Source organism: Affinundibacterium macrobrachii (assembly GCF_014652415.1).
GTDB lineage: Bacteria > Pseudomonadota > Gammaproteobacteria > Burkholderiales > Burkholderiaceae_D > Undibacterium > Undibacterium macrobrachii.
This window is the reverse complement of sequence record NZ_BMYT01000005.1, coordinates 136,807-155,243: the sequence shown is the minus strand read 5'-3', so window position 1 is coordinate 155,243 and position 18,437 is coordinate 136,807. Positions and strand designations below refer to the sequence as shown.

Sequence of the window (18,437 nt, the reverse complement as noted above, 5' to 3'; positions counted from 1 at the left end):
TTTATGAAAATTTAACGGAGACAACATCATGGACATCACAGTCGAAACCATCATCGCCGCCCCCATCGCCAAAGTATGGACGCTCTACAACACGCCAGAACATATCAAAAATTGGAATGCCGCATCCGATGATTGGCACACTACCGCCTCGACTGTCGACTTGCGCGAAGGCGGTCAGTTCTCTTCACGTATGGAAGCAAAAGATGGCAGCATGGGATTTGATTTTGCAGGAACCTTCACCAAGGTCGTCGAACACGAGCGCATCGAATACAGCTTCGGCGATCGCAAGGCAACAATACAATTCACCAATACCGCAGCAGGAGTCCAACTCAGCATCACGTTTGAAGCAGAAACTACTTACTCGCTAGAACAGCAACAACAAGGCTGGCAAGCGATTTTGAATAATTTCAAGCGCTATGTGGAATCCTTGAACTAATCGTTAAGCCAATCCTTACGCTTCATGGAAGAGAAACATCATGCTTGAACTTAGACCAAGCTGTGAGCACTGCAACAAATTATTACCACCCGAGTCACTTGAGGCGCGCATCTGTACTTATGAATGCACGTTCTGCGCCACATGTGTCGACACAATCTTAAGCAATGTCTGCCCTAACTGTGGTGGAGGTTTTGTGCACAGGCCAATCAGACCATCGAAAAATTGGAAAGGCAACAATTATCTTGGCAAGAACCCAGCAAGCACCGTGGTCAAACACCGGCCCATCGATCTTGAAACCCATGCACGATTTGCAGCAGAGATCAAATCAATACCGCCAGAAAAGCGCTAATGAAACTGCAACAATAAGTCTGGCAAGCAATTTTAAATAGCTTCAATCCTTATGTGGAGGCAGCGGATTAAATCAATCCGCTCTTCACCTCACTCAGCCGATTGCAAATATGGTTTGGCATCAAAGGCGGCAACAGAACTTAACACTTCTAAACAAGTCACGTCGACCATATTGACGCTATAAAGCGCAGTCGGATTTTTTAGTCGAACATCACGAAATACCGCGGGGCATTGCTGCTGAAATACTTTGAGTGCTTCGTTAAACTGTACTTTAGTAAATTTCATACCAAATCGTTCTTCAATATCGACAAAGATTGCCGGAACATCGGCACAAGCCAAATTAGAAAAACTCAGCGTAATAGCTTGTTCAGGTTGTCGCAATTGAATTTGCTTTGTACTCCCAGGACAAGCTTGTTCCGCCTGTTTTAGTACACTGCTGATCGGTAAATTCTTTGCACTTAAATTGAAGGTGCCACGCTTATCTAATTGCATCCAAGCAAAGGCGGCGGTACTCATGCCCATACTGAAAAGCACGATCATGCTCATCAATTTCTTCGCATTACTCGTATGCGTTTTTGGACTCGGAAATAATCTTTGTATTCTGTGCTTCAACATGTTTTTTCTCCCGATAAGAGATGTGGTGGTGGATAAGAAATGCGTATGCATTTCTGCGTAGTGATGCAAAGTTTGCGCATACAACAAGGGGTTTTGACAAACACGGACTGCCAAATCATCACAAGCGTTTTCGCGCTCTTGATCTAACTTCATATTCATCCACAGCATGCATGGATTGAAAAAATAAGCCGCTTTAGTAAGACTCTGCAAGTACGCCGCCAGCACATCGTGTCGGCGAATGTGCGCGAGTTCATGCAATACAATCACTTCAATTTGTTGCGGACTCATCCCCAACATTAAGCTCGCGGGCAATAAAATGACTGGTTTCATGTAGCCAACTACACAAGGCACATGAATCTTGTTTGAAAGCAGAAAAGTGAGTTTTTTATGAATACCGAGTTGCCGAGCTAAAGCATAGAATTTCTCTTCCCACTCATTGCTGAATGCATCGGTTCCTTGCTTAGCCAGATTTCTGCCTTGCGCCCAAGCGTAAATCGCTATTGCACTAATCGCCGCAAAACCAAGACACCAACTCAAGACCAATAGTGATAAATGTTGATTCACCAATAGACTAACATTCGCAAAAAAGTCGGCCTCGCCGTTGAGCGGAATGATAGATGTGACGCCACCTTGCTCACTAAAACGCACCATCAATACACTTTTTTGAAAATACGAAAAAAAGGTGGCGACACTGCATCCCCACCCTAGCCCCATGCCAAGCGCGATGATGTTATGGCGTAATGCGGCTTGATTGCTACGGGTAAACGCGATGCAGATCGTGACGCCAATCGCGAGCAGAGCGGCTTGCCAAAGTGAATGCACCAAAGTCCATGCGAGTGCATGCAAGATATCAATGTCGAAGATATCTACCAATTCAACTAGCTTCATTTATCAGCTTCCATCTTTTTTAGAAATGCTTTGATTTCTGCTAGTTCTTCCTTGGTCGCTTTCTTATCTTCAAACAAACGCATGACCATGCTCGATTTAGATCCGCCAAACGCAGTTTGTAATAAACGATCGACCAGCGAGGTTTGCGTCTCATGCTGTTGCTCTAAGGGGAAGTAGATATGACTCTTGCCATCTTTTTTACGCCCTAGCAAACCTTTCTGCTCCATGATTTGCATGGTTTTTAGCGTCGTGGTGTAACCGACTGGTCGCAACTTACATAGCTCATCATTGACTGCCTGAATCTTGCTTTCGCCCAGTCGCCACAAGATCGCCAAAATTTCTAATTCAGATGCAGTCGGAGTTGCCATCGTTTTGTTTCCTATGTTTTTTTGAAAGCGAACTTGTTGGGCTTAATCTCAAAACCAAGTTAGTTTGCTTAAGCAGGTAATCGATATGAAGACTTACAAATATCTCATCTACGAAATAATTCGTAGGTTTTCAGCACTATATACGAAGAACTTCGTAGATTCAAATAAGAATGTTGTTTTTTGCATTGATTATTCATCTCAAATCAAGATCAACGGATGACCAAAACCAAGTCAAAAGCCGAATTGATAGAGAAACACCTCGCAACTCTGCCCTTCGTTTCTTTCAAGAAACCAGATAATCCTGTCATTGGCGAACACTTTTTGCGCCAACTGGCATTCACTACTGCGGGTTCTGATGTATCGGCAGTGCGATCTCAATCTTTTGATGGAAGGAAGACCATGTTAGTCGAACGCGAAGCAGAGAGTTGCTATCTCGGGCAGTATATTCCGCTGCAATATCATCACAATATGTTGATGGATGCGAATCGTATGGATAACTTTAAGGCAGCGATTCAGCGCCATGTGTTTGAAGGTGCGCGCGTGCTCGAACTCGGTGGCGGTACGGGGGTCTTGTCGTGGTTTGCCGCGCAATCTGCGTCCAAGGTGTATTGCGTCGAATTTAATCCAGATATGGTTGTTGAAGCGCGTCGATTATTGTCGATGAATCAGCATGGCGATCGTGTTGAGGTGATTCATGCTGACGCGTTTGAATACTTGCCGCCAGAGCCGGTTGATTTTGTCATCTGCGAGATGATCCACGTCGCGATGCTGCGCGAAAAACAAGTCGAAGTAATCGAAAATTTTAAACGTCGCTATGCAGATAAATTCCCTGGTATCAAAATGCCGGTATTTATTCCAGAAGCGATCTTGATGGCGGTGCAGCCGCTACAACAACGCTATGATTTTTCTGGCTTTCAAGCGCCCATTATTCAGTTCCAATTGGGTGGCGTATTCACCGCCGATACCTTAGAACTAGGCCAACCTGCTCTGTACAAAATTATCGATTTTTGCGAGCCCAATGATTTATGGGTGCGTTGGGAAGGAGATATCTTGATTGAGCAAAGCGGCAAACTCAGTGCTTTGCGATTTATTACCAAGAACGTGCTAGCGGTCGTCATGGAAACCAATTCAACCATCGACTGGCTCAATCACTACATGGCACTGCCTTTAGCCAATCCTATCGATGTGCTTGCTGGCGATGTGATCCGCGTCGCTTTCCAATATCGCACAGGCGGTTCTATCGATTCCTTGCAAAACAATATCAAGGTCAGTGTCTTGTCGAAGCTGTCGCAAGAACAAGTACAAACACAAGTTAGCTTGGTTGAAGCGTAAAAACCGCAAGTCTCTATTGAATCTGATGATATTTTAACCAGATCAAATACATCCCTCTTGCCATTCACGCGGAGGGATGTAATCCAACATCGCAGTACAACCTGCAAGCTTATTCAACATCTCATCAGACATGCTGGAATCCTCAATTTCTTGCATCCAAATTCACCATAAAAATACAGTTTTATCTATTTAAAAATTTGCACAAAAATACGCTGTGCAGTGTTGTGTCGTTTCAGTATAATCATCGGCTCGTGTTTCGTAATTGACTTACCAAATACGTATTCAACATCAGCTAATATTTTTAAATAAATTTTCCAAAATGATAAAACTATTTCAACTTGTTTTTTTCTCTTTGTTGATGGTTAGCAGTTTGTCGGCACAGGCACAAATGCGCAAATGCGTTACGGCAGATGGCAAGTCTATCTACACAGATGCGCCATGTGCCAGCAAAGTCGACGGCAAATCAACCGAGATCAAAGAAACCGAGGCAATCAAGCGAGCTTCTAATTTGAACGGCCAATTGAGCTTAGAAAAGAGCTGCTGGGTTTTATCACATCGTAATTCTCAATGCTACCGCGCTGCCAACCTAGAGCTAGAAACGGTTTTCAAAGAAAACTGTACCTTACCGATAAACGAGTTTGAACGCACCCAAGATCAAATCGAAAACAAAAAAAGAAACTCTGATCGCTACTATGATCGCTACGGTCGCTATGAAAAAACCACCAAACAGACAGAAGCAGATGATCTTGAGTATGCAAATCGACATGTAAGAAAAAGCCGTGCTGTTTTGCAATGTGAGTCAATAGAAAAAGACATGTGGGATTTTTTAAAGCGCCACTTTAGCCATAAAATTTCTCCACAAGACACCAAAACAATTAATCACAAGTTGAAAATATTGCCGACGCGTGAAGAAAAATCTTGGCGGGAATATTAAATCTAAAATACGCTCAACATGATCTGATGAGCACTAGAAAATAGTTTGCAAGAAGTTAGTAAGAATATTGTGCGCCAGCTAAGTCTGGCGCATTGTTTTAAGTAGATCGCCACATCAACTCTGCACGGAATAAGCACCATGACACGCATTATCATCATTCTTCTTTGCGCCCTCGGCATCGCCTATTACACGGTGCAAATCTACACATTAAAAGACAATATTTCGCTAACAGGTTCCGCCCCCCAATCTACGGCAACGAACACCGCAGCCAATACAGCCGCGGCGATTAAACCAGCGACAACGCCATCAAAGCCACCAGCAAACGAACCAGCTCAAGCAACTGAGCAAGTAAAAAAAATGCAATTTGAATTTATCATGGATTCGACTGATATCAAATTGATCGAAGGTTGCCGCCAACTTTTTTTAGATAGCGACAAACTGCAATTGCAAATCGATCCTAAGCAAAGCAATAAAGCCATCTTAAGAGCGCAAAGGGATTTTGATAGTAAAGATTTGGAAGACACTTTGGCATTCAGAAGAAAGCTACGCGACACCGGCTGCCTACAAAAAGATTCTGATGTGTTCGCGATCAAGGTTATTCAATAAGTACATTCCAAAACACGCACAGCCTGAACGCAAATCGCCTTAATGCTAATCCACTAAGGCGATTTTCTTTCATCTTATTTACAGCTGACACTAAAGCTGATACAAGTAATTTAATTTAATAAACGCACGTCGTCCTGTACGTAATGAGAGATCAGCGGTGCGCTGCAAATAGGCGGGATTACCAATCAATGCCAAATTCTCTTGGCGATTCCCATAACCCGCGATCAAGCTTGTTCCTGGTGACAGCAAATAACTCAGCTGCAAGTCAGTATTGAGTTGCTTGCCGGATTCTAGGCTACTCAAACGCGGATTTGCCGCAAGCTGATGATAATCCGCAATCAAACGCACACCCAAAAAGCGATTATGTTGATAGCTGAGCTTAGTTCTCCACATCAAATTGCGATACACCGAAGTTGCTTCATTTGATTGGCTTGACTGGCCAGATTGATTATTGCGCAAATCATTCCACAAGAGCTTTTCTTCAATGCGCCATTGCGGATGCGGTTTGAAAGTCAGCGTCAAATCAATGCTACGCCCTTTACCAAGTAGGTTCGTCACGCCAGCAGCAGGCGTGTAATTGATACTATCGATTGCTCCAAATTCAGTCATCACGCTGAGCCAGCTAAACCAGCTTGTGCCAGTGTTCACCATCCAGCCTTGTTTGCGATATTCTTGGCCCGCATATTTTTCGTAGCCATGACGTGAGAATATTTCTAACCAAGAATCGCGACTCCCCTCGGCCAACACACCAAGATCCACCGACCAGTCTTGCATTTGATTTGCTTGGTCGCGCGACACCGTGCTGTTACCAATAAATCCAATACGTTGTAAATCTGGGTAAGCGTCTAAATGCCAAAGATACATTGCTTCTTGTTGCAATTGCTTGAGATCAGTGCGCGGCAAAAACGCCAAACTGCTAGCAAAGTTCTGGCTGATATCCGAGTACTTCGCCAAATATTCCAGATGCTTGCCTTGATGTTTGGCCTCCAGATACCCCAAATGGCCTTGCAGTTTTTTGCCATCTAGATCAGTTTGGCTACGTGCGAATTGTGCTTGAAGTATCCAATTATCGTCTAACTGAAATCGTCCATCGATGCCAGCGACGGTATCGCGTTGACGAACATGACCTTGATTCAAGCGGCGATCGGTGAAGAGACCGCCCACTGCAAGATCATGACTCAAATCATTTTGCACCCTCGCCATCGCAATCTTTGCTTTTGCATTTTCACTCGCATCTTCGCCTGCCGCATGATCATCAATCAACAAGCCGCCATAGGCCCAAGAATCCTGACGCCCGGTGATACGCAAACCCGCCTGTGGTTGCGCAATCCGGCGCGAGAAAAACAAAGGGGTTGGTGTATGAAAAAAGCCTGCGTTCTCAAGAAAGAATGGGCGCTTCTCGGGGAATAAAACTTCATAACGCTTACCAACCACAATCTGTGGCTCATCTGATTCCACTTCGCTAAAATCAGGTTTGATGGTTAAATCAATTGCACTCGCATCACCAATCACCCACTTGGCATCTAGCCCAGCTTGCACCTTATTCTCTTGCAGCCAAACAGGTGATGTCGGCACATCAGCATTCAAGAAGCGTGAGTTACCCAAATACACAAATGGATTCACTTGCGCGTTACGACCAGCGCTCAGTCTTTCTGGAATTTGCATCGCTGCGGCTTGCGGCACAAAGCCCGCAACTTGCTTAGAAATATGCGGCCAAAACGATTCTTCACTCAAACGCGCGATCACCCGCCCAAGTGTCACGCCCCAAGTCTGTACATCAGCATTTTTAAAGCGCAAGCTCTTCAATGGAATTGCGATACGCACCACATAACCATCGTCTGTTAATTGCCCATCCGACTGCCATTGCGTATCAAAATTTTTATCTAACTCCAAGCCTTCAGTACGTTTGGAATCCATTTGTACGCCATAAGGATTCACGAAAAAAGAAAATGCGCGGCGCTTATCGTGAAAGGTATCGAGCTCCAAAATCACAAAATCATCACCGTCAAAATCTTCGCGCTTGGCAATCCGAGCGCGTACACTTTTGGGATCATCTTTCGCTACAAATACGGCATAAAAATGCGTATCGTCATACGACAAATAGGCTGTCGTCGCCAATGAGGCAGGATTACCATCACCAGGAGTACGCTGCCTAAAATCACGCACCACAAAACCCGCATCAGCAGGCACGCGCCCAACATAATCTTGCAATTGTGGCGGCGTTTTAGCACGCGGCACAATCAGATCGGTCTGTGCATACGCAGCAGAGATCATCAATGATAAACAAGTTGCGAGCAGCGTTTGCATCGCAGCTTTTTTCAACATACGTCTCAACATAGAATTTTCAAAAAAAGAATCAAACTACAAGAATAGGATTGAAGGCGAATCTAGTTCAGAGTGCTTATTTAGAATAATTTTCTAGCGCGCGAACGAGCGCAACTCAACAAATTCAAATTGACACACCCTTCTCCCGCATGCGGGAGAAGGGCCGGGGATGAGGGAAGTTCAGAAACAGCGAAAAAAATTTCCGCAAGACATCTGTGACAAAGCCAAACCAACACAGGCAAAGCAAAAAACCAAGTCAATATGAACCTAACAAAACAGAAAAGTTCCAGACTATCCAGACAATACATACACCCAAATTGCAAATAGCTTATACCGATTTACTTATCATCTTGATGCGCTTCGTGATACTTCAATACTTCTGACAAGGTGTTCGCACCTGGTGCTGAATTCTGCAATACCCAGCCAGAGCCACTAATCACCACAGCTGTAATTAAGAAAGGCCAAATTGTCTTTTTGATCGCTGTCCCTAGCCATGCGGTTTCAGGAATCTTTTTTAAGCGACGATAGAGACCAGTCGCCAATAAAAAATCAACACTCAATTCCGCCAACAACATCGGCGCAGAATACACCACATACAAAGTTGATAGCAGCAAGGCCAATACAAACGCCGCAATCGCCAACGGAATCACCAATTCATCCGCATCACCTGCACCAGATAAAGCATTACCAATTCCACTACTACTGCTACCGCCGCTACCACCACTGCTAACAGAACTCGCCGCATTACCGGCCTCGCTCAGGTCGATCACACCTTCAGAAGGCGAACCCACGCTATCAAACGATGCACTCGTGCCACCACCACCAAAGTCACCACCCTGCCCGCTGAATTGACTCCCCGAGCCTGAACTGGGGCGAGATGCGTGATAAGCGATATCCAACACAGCCTCAGTCACATCCGCCACTTGCTCGCGCTGCGTCACCAGCCAGACCCGCAGCAGACCAATAAAACCGACGTAAGCAATCCCAAACGCACACAAATAACGCAGCCACATTGTTTGCATACCAGAGTGCAACAAAATGAAAGAGCTTAAAAAACCAATCAAGCCCGTCATCAACACCATCAACATCATTTGCAGACGCGGATAACCGTCCTTCTCAATTCTTGATTTCAGACGCGACACCAAATGAGAGCGGCTTAATTTGTTCGATACACCTAGATTTTTCTTGTTGGTCATAATGAAAAACGTCTTAAGAGAGTGGCGAGAGTGGCAGAAAAGCTAGTAAGAATTGAGCAATTATATTTAGTCACTGTAAAGTGGGCTGTATTATATTGAATCATATAAAAATTGGAATCAGTCATTTAGACTAAGCTGTTCAAATTTGTATGCGCTTTTACTTGCTAAGGACATGCATGTGATAAAAATTACGGTGCAAAACAGACGAGCAGCTAACTATAGGCATCGTAGTTAGTTCTAACTAAGCTGTAACTTCGGTCTAAGCTCATCCTAAAATACGCATAACAAACGACAACGCAAGCCCAAAACCGCCTAAATATGCTGCCCTGCGGTAAAATGTTTGCCAATCAAGTATCTACCACATTTTTTTGCAAAGATTTTCATAATGAGTAACAAGCCAAACAACAAGCCAGAAAGCAAACCAGATAGCAAACCAACAGACGCACCGGTTATTTCTAACTTCTTACGCGGCATCATCGACCGCGATCTAGCAGACGGCAAATACACGCGCGGCGGCTTGCCAAATGTGATCACCCGTTTTCCGCCTGAACCAAATGGCTATTTGCACATCGGTCATGCCAAATCAATTTGCTTGAACTTTGGTTTAGCGCGTGACTACCAAGGTCGCTGCCACTTGCGTTTCGACGACACCAACCCAGAAAAAGAAGATCAAGAATACGTCGACACCATCATGGACAGTGTCAAATGGTTAGGCTTCGATTGGAACTATGGCGAAAAGAATGGTGAATCCTATAGCGGCGGCAGCCACCTCTACTACGCCAGCAACTACTTCGACACTTTCTACGCAATTGCCGAATACTTGATCGAAGCTGGCCACGCCTATGTCGATAGCCAAAGCGCAGAAGACATGGCCGCCAATCGTGGTGACTTCTCCAAGCCAGGTGTGAACTCGCCTTTCCGCGATCGTCCAGCTGCTGAATCTTTAGATTTGTTCCGCCGCATGAAGGCCGGTGAATTTGCCGACGGCGCCCACATCTTGCGCGCTAAGATCGACATGGCATCACCGAACATGAACATGCGCGATCCAGCGATCTATCGTATTCGTCATGCGCACCACCACAATACTGGCGACAAATGGTGCATCTACCCGATGTACGATTACGCGCATCCACTCGAAGACGCGATTGAAAACATCACGCACTCGATCTGTACTTTGGAATTCCAAGATCACCGTCCGTTCTACGACTGGATCATCGCCCGCGCAGCCGAAGGTGGTTTCTTCAAACAACCTGTGCCGCAACAATACGAATTCGCGCGTTTGAACTTGACCTACGTCGTCACGTCCAAACGTAAGCTACGCCAACTCGTCGAACAAAACATCGTCAGCGGTTGGGATGACCCACGCATGCCGACCATCGTCGGTATCCGTCGTCGCGGCTACACACCTGAAGCGATTCAACTTTTCTGCGACCGCATCGGTGTTTCCAAGTCCGATGGCTGGATCGACTACAGCACTTTAGAAGGCGCATTGCGTGACGACCTCGACCCGAAAGCACCACGTGCCACAGCGGTCTTGCGTCCACTCAAACTGATTATCGACAACTTCCCAGAAAACGAAGCGGTCGCCTGTACAGCACCTATCCATCCACACCACCCAGAGCTCGGCAACCGTGAATTCACGATCAGCAAAGAACTGTGGATAGAACAAGAAGACTTCATGGAAGAACCAAGCAAAGGCTACTTCCGCCTCTTCCCGGGCAACAAAGTGCGTTTGCGTTACGGCTATGTGGTTGAATGCACAGGCTGCGACAAAGACGAAAACGGCAATGTCATCGCCGTGCACTGCAACTACTTCGCCGACAGTAAATCCGGCACAGAAGGCAGCGCCAACTACAAAGTCAAAGGCAACATCCACTGGGTGAGCGTGTCTGATTCCTTAGAAGTCGAAGTACGTTTGTATGACCGCTTGTTCACCGATGCGAATCCAGATGCAGGCGGCAAAGATTTTATGGCTTTGTTGAATCCTTCTTCTTTAGAAACGATACGTGCGTTTGTTGAACCGGGCATGGTCAACGTGGAACCAGATACGCGTTTGCAATTTGAACGCCATGGTTATTTTGTGGCGGATCGTGTGGATTCTGTGAAGGGTAAGCCTGTGTTTAATCGGGTTACTACTTTGAAGGACTCGTGGGGGAAGTGAGTCCAAGGTTAAACTAGACTGATATTAATAACTCGAATAGTGGAGCCCGCCTTGAATAACTTATACCATGGCCAATATATAGGCATTTTTCGTTATTCAGGGACACTATTTACTTTGATGCTGAACGCGGATACAGATAGGCCTGGAGTTGGAATTGGGTACATAAACACTGCCGAGAATGAATCCTTCATCTATGAATGTTTCGAGGTTTTCGAAGTAAACAAGGTAATTAATGGGAAAGCAAAGCGATCAATACCACTTGAGGTTCTGCATGGGATAAAGAATAAGACTGAAATTCAAGACAATTCTATTTACGAATTTAAGCTAGATCGTTCGACAGATCGGCATTCGCTCACAGCATCAGATCAAAACCCAGAGAACATCGAGTTTATCGACTGTCTAAGTGAGAGCGCCGAACATGAAGCCACTTCCTTAGATTCGTGGCAAGATTACAAAGACTTCGTTTCTAACATGTATAGTCGCGACAGAGCAGCTGTCTTCCGCGGTGTTTCTAGAAAATCGTTCAAACTAAGAACTAGTTTTCATCGACTTGGCCGAACGAATCTAGAGCGTTATCGTCATGAGGACTTGCCTGTCTTCGGTGATCTTGCGGAGACCATAGGTGGCGTTAATGTTGGCAATGAAAACGGCGCAATGTGGGCCTATGCGCAACATCATGGTTTTCCTACCCCGTTACTTGACTGGAGTGAATCAGCATATGTTGCCGCATACTTTGCTCTTTCAGACAGATTAAATTCTATCGAAGATGAAGAGCCGGCAAGGATTTACATACTCTCAGGTTCATATGTACTAGAGCATAGTCCACAGTTCTTAAACTTGTCTGAAACCGCACCTCGAATCAATATTTTCAAACCAAAGTCAAAAGGAAATCAACGCTTAATATTTCAGCGAGGTTTATTCCTAATTTCAAACGTTATAGATATCGAGTCGTATCTCATGAAAGTATCCACTAATAAGCAACAAGGTGTGTCGCCGCTCACCATCGTTGATATACCCGCTTCAGAGGCACGAAGAGCAATTGCAGACCTTGCATTCATGGGAACACATGCTATGTCACTATTTCCGGGCTTAGACGGCGCAACGAAATTTGCGATGAACAAGCAATTCTTTAAGCCATAAAGACGCCCCTCCGAACGCGCGAATGCGAGCAAGAGTGCGCGGACAGGCCTTACATTTGACATGATCAACTCGGCAAGGCGCAATTTTTTCGTAAGGCACTGATAGATGATTGCATGGAATTGACGAAAAATGGGGCCAAGTCTTGACATACAACATTTACACGAGAACCATTGACTCAAAACCCAACCCATCTTTTGCTTAGGAGTTGTAAAGAATGCTTTCGTTGAGAAATACTAAGGTTGCTATAACAACGATCTTGGTTGCGTTTAGTGTTCCCGCCCATGCAAGTGGCAACCAGGCGATTTTGATGATCTTTTTTCTTGGGTTGATTGTCGCTCAGATATTTTTACTTGCGATGTTTTTCATTTTAAATGGAAGGAATCTTCGTGAATTCCCAGCTATTACTATCTTTGGAGTTTTGGGATGGATTGGATTGCTAACAATCCCGTCAAAATTTACTGAGGAATTTGAAATGTTTTGGGGCTTAAATGCCGGAAGCTCGCTGTACTATTCAGCGGCTTTTTTCCTTTTACTTTTTCCCTATATTTCTTTAAAGATATGGAGGGAAATCGTAAAAGCGTTGAAGAGTGGGGTCAAGTCTTGACATGTAAAAGAAGTAAGAAGAAATAACGAAGTAAGGGGTCAAAGGAAGTAAGGGGTCAAGCCTTACATTTGACATTAGACCGTAATGTGCAAACGAATCAACGCACGAAGGTATATTTTTTCGCAGAGCGTCAAAAGCAAGGCGCATTACGTCGAATGTCATTCTACAGCGACGATGTAGTACGCTATGCTGTTACACCCTACTGCACTGAATGTGCCGGACATAAATCACAATAATTGAGATTATTAAGATGCTCCATAAACTTTACGGTTTTTATTTTCTCAGCAAGGATAAGGAATTTTCCAGTAAGTTTCAGCTTGAAGATTCGGTCGAAAAGCTCAAACAAAAAGTTGAAAATGAGAAACGAAAAAATAGTTCTTATCCAAGATTTTCGTCCGATATTTCCGCTACAAAAGTAATGATTGAGTCATCTAACATCCCATTCTGGACAAATATGAAACCGCAGTTCACTGGGAAATTTGTACTCAAAAATGACACCAACTTTCTTATCGGAAGATTTGGCGTTCCAATATCGATCCGATTAATTATTTTGATTCTTTTATGTGCGGGTTTCTATACAAGCGCAATTGAAATTTTTCGCTATTTCACGATACCGAGCACTAAATTACCTAGCGAGATTCTTTTCTTTTTAGGTGCGAATCATTTCTTCATGCTTTGGGGATATCTTGTGTCGGAAAATGATGTCTCAGATATCTCAGACGCTATACGATCAGCATTACAAGACAACGAGTAAAACAGGAATCTCTCAAATATCGCTAGCACGCAGAAAATAACGTAACACATAAATCATTGCTTGTTCTTATTAGATAATTCGTTAATAAATCGCAAGGAATGGACACAATGTACAAGTCCTACTAGCTGTACAGATCGTGAGAACTTTGAGTGTGAAAAATAGGGATACTCGAACATGAAATCTAATTTCTCTCTGATACTTCTCTTATTTTTCTTGCTTGGTTGTAGCTTTTCACATAAATCAACAGTCAATACCAATGGCGACCAACAACAATCGATTTATAAATACGAATATGCATTAATAGAAATCAAAGAACTGAACAAGAATATTTGGGTGTTAGACACCGATGAACGCGCTGTGAAATTTAAAACTTCTTTCGACCGCCTAGTTCCAACACGATCACATAAAAGTTTAAAGTACCAAATCAATGACCAAATTTCATTTGAAGCAAACGGTGTTCAGAAAAGCACGGGGTCACCCATTAGCCCCCGGTAGTCAAGAAGTCGAACCAAATACTCGCAAATGACCGCGATAATTTTTATTACACCACCACACGCCTGTTTCAAAATGCCATCGTGCCTTTTGCTTCGTCGTGTGGTTGCGTGAATCGCACCAGTCACCCATGTGGTTCTAGCGAAAATGGTGTTGCTGTTTTCGCCCAAGTAGCGCAGCTACTCCAGAAGCATCTCAGTACCGCTTTGTGTCCAATTGATGGGCAGATCTGTGGCTACCTTTCGGTTCCAACCCCTTGTGGCTCACATTGCAGACGACTCATTTCGAACAAACTAACGTGATGGCAAATGCTGCGTGTCCAATCAGTCCTGATGGCTTCGTATCCAACCCCGTTGCCTGGCTCACGCAGCCCTGCCAAACCTTAAGTGAAGCATCGCTCCACGGAAAATACCTCACCTGTTTTAAGCATATGAAAACAGGCTCTTGCTAACTTGTGCGCTACCGCTTTGATCGCCACGATGCCGTTGCGTTTGGCCTTCTTACGCTGATAAAACTTTTTCGCCGCTTCGCTGTAGCGGATTGCAAAGTTAGCAGCCTCGACGTACGCCCACGCTAAGAAGCGATTGCCATTCTTGGTATTGCCTTCGCCTTTCTTCTTGCCGTTTGACGTATGTATGCTGCCAACGCATCGGCAATACGACACGTAATTCCCGACATCTTTAAATCGTTCGATTGAGCCCGTTTCTAACAGAATTACGGTTGCCAGTACATCACCAATTCCAGCCACACTTTTGAGTAATGGAAAGCCAGGATGGTGTCGGCAATGGCTTGCCAGCGCTTTCTCAATCAGGTCGATTTGTTGATCTGTCGATTGCATCAAACTTAAATTGGCTTTCATCGCTATCGATGCCATTTCTTCGAGACCCATCGCATCAATATCACTGGAAGATAATTTCTTAATGAGATTGCTCGATAAATGTGCGCCGCGGTGTTGATCCATTTGCGTTTCAATTGACAAAATATGTATCGATCGTTGCTGTACCAATTGCATGCGCTTACGTGCCAAGTCACGAACTACACGTTGTTCCTTCGGCATAATGTGCCCGGTTGGTAATAGGCCTAAACGAAACACATGCGCCAAATGACGTGCATCGGATTCGTCGCCACGATGCTTTAAACCGTCATATTGTTTAATTGCCGTCGTATTGGCCAAGTGAACTCGAAAACCTTGTGCTTGCAAGCCATCCACCAACCAATACCAATTAAAGGTTGACTCCACCACGACACCAGCCAGTTGCGATTGATATGGCATCAACGCGCCACAAATCTCGTCTAAATTATTCGGATGCCTTCTGCTATAAATCACTTTGTCTGATTCATCCAAAATAGCCACAACACTATTGTTCGAATGTAGGTCTATGCCGCAAAATAACATACCGTCCTCCCCGTTAAAGTTTCGTTTCGCAACTCAACTTTACTCCAACGGCATACGCTATTGGAGGGAGGCGGCTAGATGATTATCAGACCTTAAATTTGACATTTTAAGAACGTAACATGAAGACGAAGCAAATCATCTATTCGTATATTTTTGCTTCGCACCTGCAGCTTCAAAAATATAATCGCTACCCAAGCAGCGATTATTTATCTCTTAAGCTACGCACAATCGTGGTGAGTACACTTTGATCTACGCTGACGTTGTTTAAGACCACGGTGAATTTTCCATCACTCAGACGATAGGCAATTAGGGATCGATAGTTTGCTGTTTTTCCGGGTGTCCAGAATGTTGCTTGATTGTTTTCTAAAACAACACGACCACCCAGAGCATAGTTTTCGGAAGCGACATTCACGGTGCTTAATTGTTGCAGGCTGGATGTCGACAGATATTGCGTGTTACGCAATGCATCCATTATGGTCCGTATATCAGCAACACAGCTATAGAATGAACCTGATGCCGCAGCAAATTTCGGGATTATGCTTTGTTGTTCTTGACGCGGTTCGCCAGAAGAATAGTTTTTCGCGTCCAAGTCACTAAACGGAAAACTCGCAGCAGGTAGTCCCGTATTCGCTAAGCTCAGTGGTTCAATTAACTCACGATTGACTAGCGCTTCAAAACTTATTTTGCTAGCTCGTTCAAGCAGTGCTCGTATCAAAATCCAATTAGTTACTGAATAGTCCCATCCTTCGCCTGGTTTAAATGCGAGCGGTGCTTGTGCCCACTTCAAATAAGCGTCTTGTGCATTGATCGATGATTGCCGCAAGGACGAATCCAGCCGCAAGGCAGCCGTTGCACCGTCGGGGATGCCACTTGCGTTACTCAGCAAATGACGAATCGTAACAACATCCCCTGTCTGCTTTGGCAAGCCATCAAGATAACGAGCGATTGGCGCATCAAGGTCTAACTGCTGCTTATCGACAAGGCGTAGAACAATTAATGCGGTGAAAAACTTGGAAACCGAACCCACTTGAAAGCGTGTATTTACATCAAATTTGCGGGTATTCTTGAAATCTGGCAAACCAAAGCCGGAGAAGCGACCAACATCTGTGCGATTTTCTGCATGAAAGACGACGCCGTTAAAATCATGGGGAACCACGCTTTGTGGCACATTATTTTCTACATGCGCGCATGCTGAAGTGAAGGTAGCAAGCCACACTACCAATACAAAACTTAATAATCGCATTTCTTCTCCATTTATTCGTTACAACGATCGTGGCTCGGTATTTCGCTTCGGTTTGACAGCGTTGTTTTTTAAAGTTCAATTACAATTGAATCGCTGAAATACGTTTCAACCAACGGGCGTGGGAATCAAGTCTTACATTTCACAATAGTTCAGAAACAGTATGAAGCGCTGCGCTATTACGCCCTAGTGCACTTGCCATACAAGATTGATCAAATGCACCATTCGTTCAAAGCCAGCCTCCGATGATATTCGCTAAAACACGTTCATGGTTTAACTTGGTGTCGACAAGTATTCACGAACCATTTGACGTGCACGATGAAGGCGACTTTTTACTGCTGTTATTGATTCGTTGAGCTGCTCGCTTATTTCGGTGATCGTTAAGTCCGCAAAATCTCGCAGCAAAATCACCTGTAAGTAATGTGGGGGCAATGACTCCAACGCAGCAATCAGATCAAGCCGCAGCTCTGCGGCTGGCCTTGTTTCGATCATCGCTGCCCATACTTCATCTTCGACGTGAAGATCGATATGAAATCGACGAAACAACGTGTAGCACTGTCGCTTTAAGATCGTGAACATCCAGGCAGTGGCTGACGTCAATTGTCGTAAGGTAGCAAATCGTCGGGTCACCACCAACAGGGTCTCTTGCACTGCATCCTCAGCGTACGATGCGTGACAATGTCGCTGCGCATATCGCCGTAAATCTGGGTACCAGTGCTCAAGTAAGTTCGCAATCGCAACTGGTTCTCCCGTTTGCGCTCTGAGCATCATCTGTTCGATATTCACAGTACCACTCATCGCGCTGCACTCCGCTGTTGAATGAGATCCTCAACGGACCAATGATCATCTGCGTGACGACCGTAGTTGACTGCGACCACCATACCTTCGGTATTCACTAAGAAGTCCGCAGGCAAACCGAACATCGATTCAACACCATTTGGCAAATGCACACCAAACTGCGCAGCGCCCTTAATTGCCGACCACCATGCAGCGGGATGCGCCACCGCGAGTATGGAATTTTGAACACCAAAAGCGTCATACAGCTGTCGCGTTGGGTCGGCAATGACACGCACTTTTCCATCATGCAAATGGTCCACCAGCTGCTCCCGTGTTGATTGAAAGATGATGACTTCTTGAATTCCTGCTTGATGAATTTTCTCATGATTTTGGAAAAACTCACGCACATGAAGATTACAAATAGCGCATTGCGCGTAGCGCCTAAATTGCAAATGCGTCCATAAAGTTTGGTGCGGGACTTGTAGCATCTCGCCTTGAATATCGTGCCAGTTCTTTGCTGGGACTCGACTATTGATCTGCAATTGAAGGGATTTCGCCATCATAACTCCTTAATATCAGTTGAATTTCAAACGATTCAAAAGACTAGTGGGGAGAAATGCGGATTTAGGTTCGCACGTTTGAAAAAAATTTTCATTCATGCTCTAGAAAAGAACGAAAGCGGGCCTTAAATCTGAAGCTTCTTGATATTAATTTGAACACAGATGGGGTCAAACATTAACCCCGGCAATCAAGTAATCAAGCTAAATTCTCGCAAGTTAGCGCGAAAAAAGTTTTTAAGAAGTAAAACACCAGCACGGTTTGATA

General features: G+C 44.7%; 17 protein-coding genes. 9 read left to right on the top strand and 8 right to left on the bottom strand.

The window, feature by feature from the left end; all coding sequences use genetic code 11:
• Positions 1 to 28: 28 nt before the first annotated feature.
• Positions 29 to 436: an SRPBCC family protein gene (locus tag IE103_RS14790; protein WP_189346905.1), complete on the top strand. Its 408-nt coding sequence runs from the start codon at positions 29 to 31 to the stop codon at positions 434 to 436.
• 40 nt (positions 437 to 476) lie between these two features.
• Positions 477 to 785 (top strand): DUF1272 domain-containing protein, encoded by a 309-nt coding sequence (locus IE103_RS14785; RefSeq protein WP_189346904.1) that lies wholly within the window; start codon positions 477 to 479, stop codon positions 783 to 785.
• Positions 786 to 874: 89 nt separating this feature from the next.
• Here IE103_RS14785 and IE103_RS14780 read toward each other — a convergent pair whose 3' ends face one another.
• Together IE103_RS14780 and IE103_RS14775 are read right to left on the bottom strand one after the other, a co-directional pair.
• Complete coding sequence (locus IE103_RS14780; RefSeq protein WP_189346903.1) at positions 875 to 2,287, bottom strand: M56 family metallopeptidase; 1,413 nt, start codon at positions 2,285 to 2,287, stop codon at positions 875 to 877.
• Positions 2,284 to 2,655, bottom strand: coding sequence for a BlaI/MecI/CopY family transcriptional regulator (locus IE103_RS14775; protein WP_189346902.1), 372 nt, complete (start codon positions 2,653 to 2,655; stop codon positions 2,284 to 2,286). Before IE103_RS14775 ends, IE103_RS14780 begins: the two co-directional genes overlap by 4 nt.
• A gap of 399 nt (positions 2,656 to 3,054) precedes the next feature.
• Between IE103_RS14775 and IE103_RS14770 the strand changes: the two genes are divergently transcribed.
• From IE103_RS14770 to IE103_RS14760, 3 genes are all read left to right on the top strand, one after another.
• Positions 3,055 to 3,987, top strand: coding sequence for a methyltransferase domain-containing protein (locus IE103_RS14770; RefSeq protein ID WP_189346992.1), 933 nt, complete (start codon positions 3,055 to 3,057; stop codon positions 3,985 to 3,987).
• 319 nt (positions 3,988 to 4,306) lie between these two features.
• Positions 4,307 to 4,921 (top strand): DUF4124 domain-containing protein, encoded by a 615-nt coding sequence (locus IE103_RS14765; RefSeq protein ID WP_189346901.1) that lies wholly within the window; start codon positions 4,307 to 4,309, stop codon positions 4,919 to 4,921.
• Between the two features lie 138 nt (positions 4,922 to 5,059).
• Entirely contained in the window at positions 5,060 to 5,527 is a 468-nt protein-coding gene (locus IE103_RS14760) for a hypothetical protein (RefSeq protein WP_189346900.1), read from the top strand.
• Positions 5,528 to 5,617: 90 nt separating this feature from the next.
• Here the strand turns inward: IE103_RS14760 and IE103_RS14755 are convergent, their stop codons facing one another.
• Together IE103_RS14755 and IE103_RS14750 are read right to left on the bottom strand one after the other, a co-directional pair.
• Positions 5,618 to 7,864, bottom strand: coding sequence for a carbohydrate binding family 9 domain-containing protein (locus IE103_RS14755; protein ID WP_189346899.1), 2,247 nt, complete (start codon positions 7,862 to 7,864; stop codon positions 5,618 to 5,620).
• Between the two features lie 326 nt (positions 7,865 to 8,190).
• Positions 8,191 to 9,048, bottom strand: coding sequence for a hypothetical protein (locus IE103_RS14750; RefSeq protein ID WP_189346898.1), 858 nt, complete (start codon positions 9,046 to 9,048; stop codon positions 8,191 to 8,193).
• Between the two features lie 385 nt (positions 9,049 to 9,433).
• Between IE103_RS14750 and IE103_RS14745 the strand changes: the two genes are divergently transcribed.
• The 4 genes from IE103_RS14745 to IE103_RS14730 all read left to right on the top strand — a co-directional run bounded on the left by IE103_RS14745 (position 9,434) and on the right by IE103_RS14730 (position 13,707).
• The gene (locus IE103_RS14745; RefSeq protein WP_189346897.1) at positions 9,434 to 11,209 is read left to right on the top strand and encodes a glutamine--tRNA ligase/YqeY domain fusion protein; all 1,776 of its coding nucleotides are present in this window, start codon (positions 9,434 to 9,436) and stop codon (positions 11,207 to 11,209) included.
• A gap of 51 nt (positions 11,210 to 11,260) precedes the next feature.
• A complete protein-coding gene (locus tag IE103_RS14740) occupies positions 11,261 to 12,349 on the top strand; it encodes an FRG domain-containing protein (protein ID WP_189346896.1) in 1,089 nt (362 codons plus the stop codon).
• 214 nt (positions 12,350 to 12,563) lie between these two features.
• A complete protein-coding gene (locus tag IE103_RS14735) occupies positions 12,564 to 12,953 on the top strand; it encodes a hypothetical protein (protein ID WP_189346895.1) in 390 nt (129 codons plus the stop codon).
• A 250-nt stretch (positions 12,954 to 13,203) separates the two neighbouring features.
• The gene (locus IE103_RS14730; RefSeq protein ID WP_189346894.1) at positions 13,204 to 13,707 is read left to right on the top strand and encodes a hypothetical protein; all 504 of its coding nucleotides are present in this window, start codon (positions 13,204 to 13,206) and stop codon (positions 13,705 to 13,707) included.
• Positions 13,708 to 14,581: 874 nt separating this feature from the next.
• Here the strand turns inward: IE103_RS14730 and IE103_RS14725 are convergent.
• The 4 genes from IE103_RS14725 to IE103_RS14710 form a co-directional block, all read right to left on the bottom strand.
• On the bottom strand, positions 14,582 to 15,595 hold the full coding sequence (locus IE103_RS14725) for an IS110 family RNA-guided transposase (RefSeq protein WP_189346893.1): 1,014 nt from the start codon (positions 15,593 to 15,595) through the stop codon (positions 14,582 to 14,584).
• Positions 15,596 to 15,797: 202 nt separating this feature from the next.
• Entirely contained in the window at positions 15,798 to 16,838 is a 1,041-nt protein-coding gene (locus tag IE103_RS14720; protein ID WP_189346892.1) for a serine hydrolase domain-containing protein, read from the bottom strand.
• A gap of 270 nt (positions 16,839 to 17,108) precedes the next feature.
• Positions 17,109 to 17,633, bottom strand: a complete 525-nt coding sequence (locus tag IE103_RS14715) for an RNA polymerase sigma factor (RefSeq protein ID WP_189346891.1) — start codon at positions 17,631 to 17,633, stop codon at positions 17,109 to 17,111.
• Entirely contained in the window at positions 17,630 to 18,175 is a 546-nt protein-coding gene (locus IE103_RS14710) for a peroxiredoxin-like family protein (RefSeq protein WP_189346890.1), read from the bottom strand. Before IE103_RS14710 ends, IE103_RS14715 begins: the two co-directional genes overlap by 4 nt.
• Positions 18,176 to 18,437: the final 262 nt, after the last annotated feature.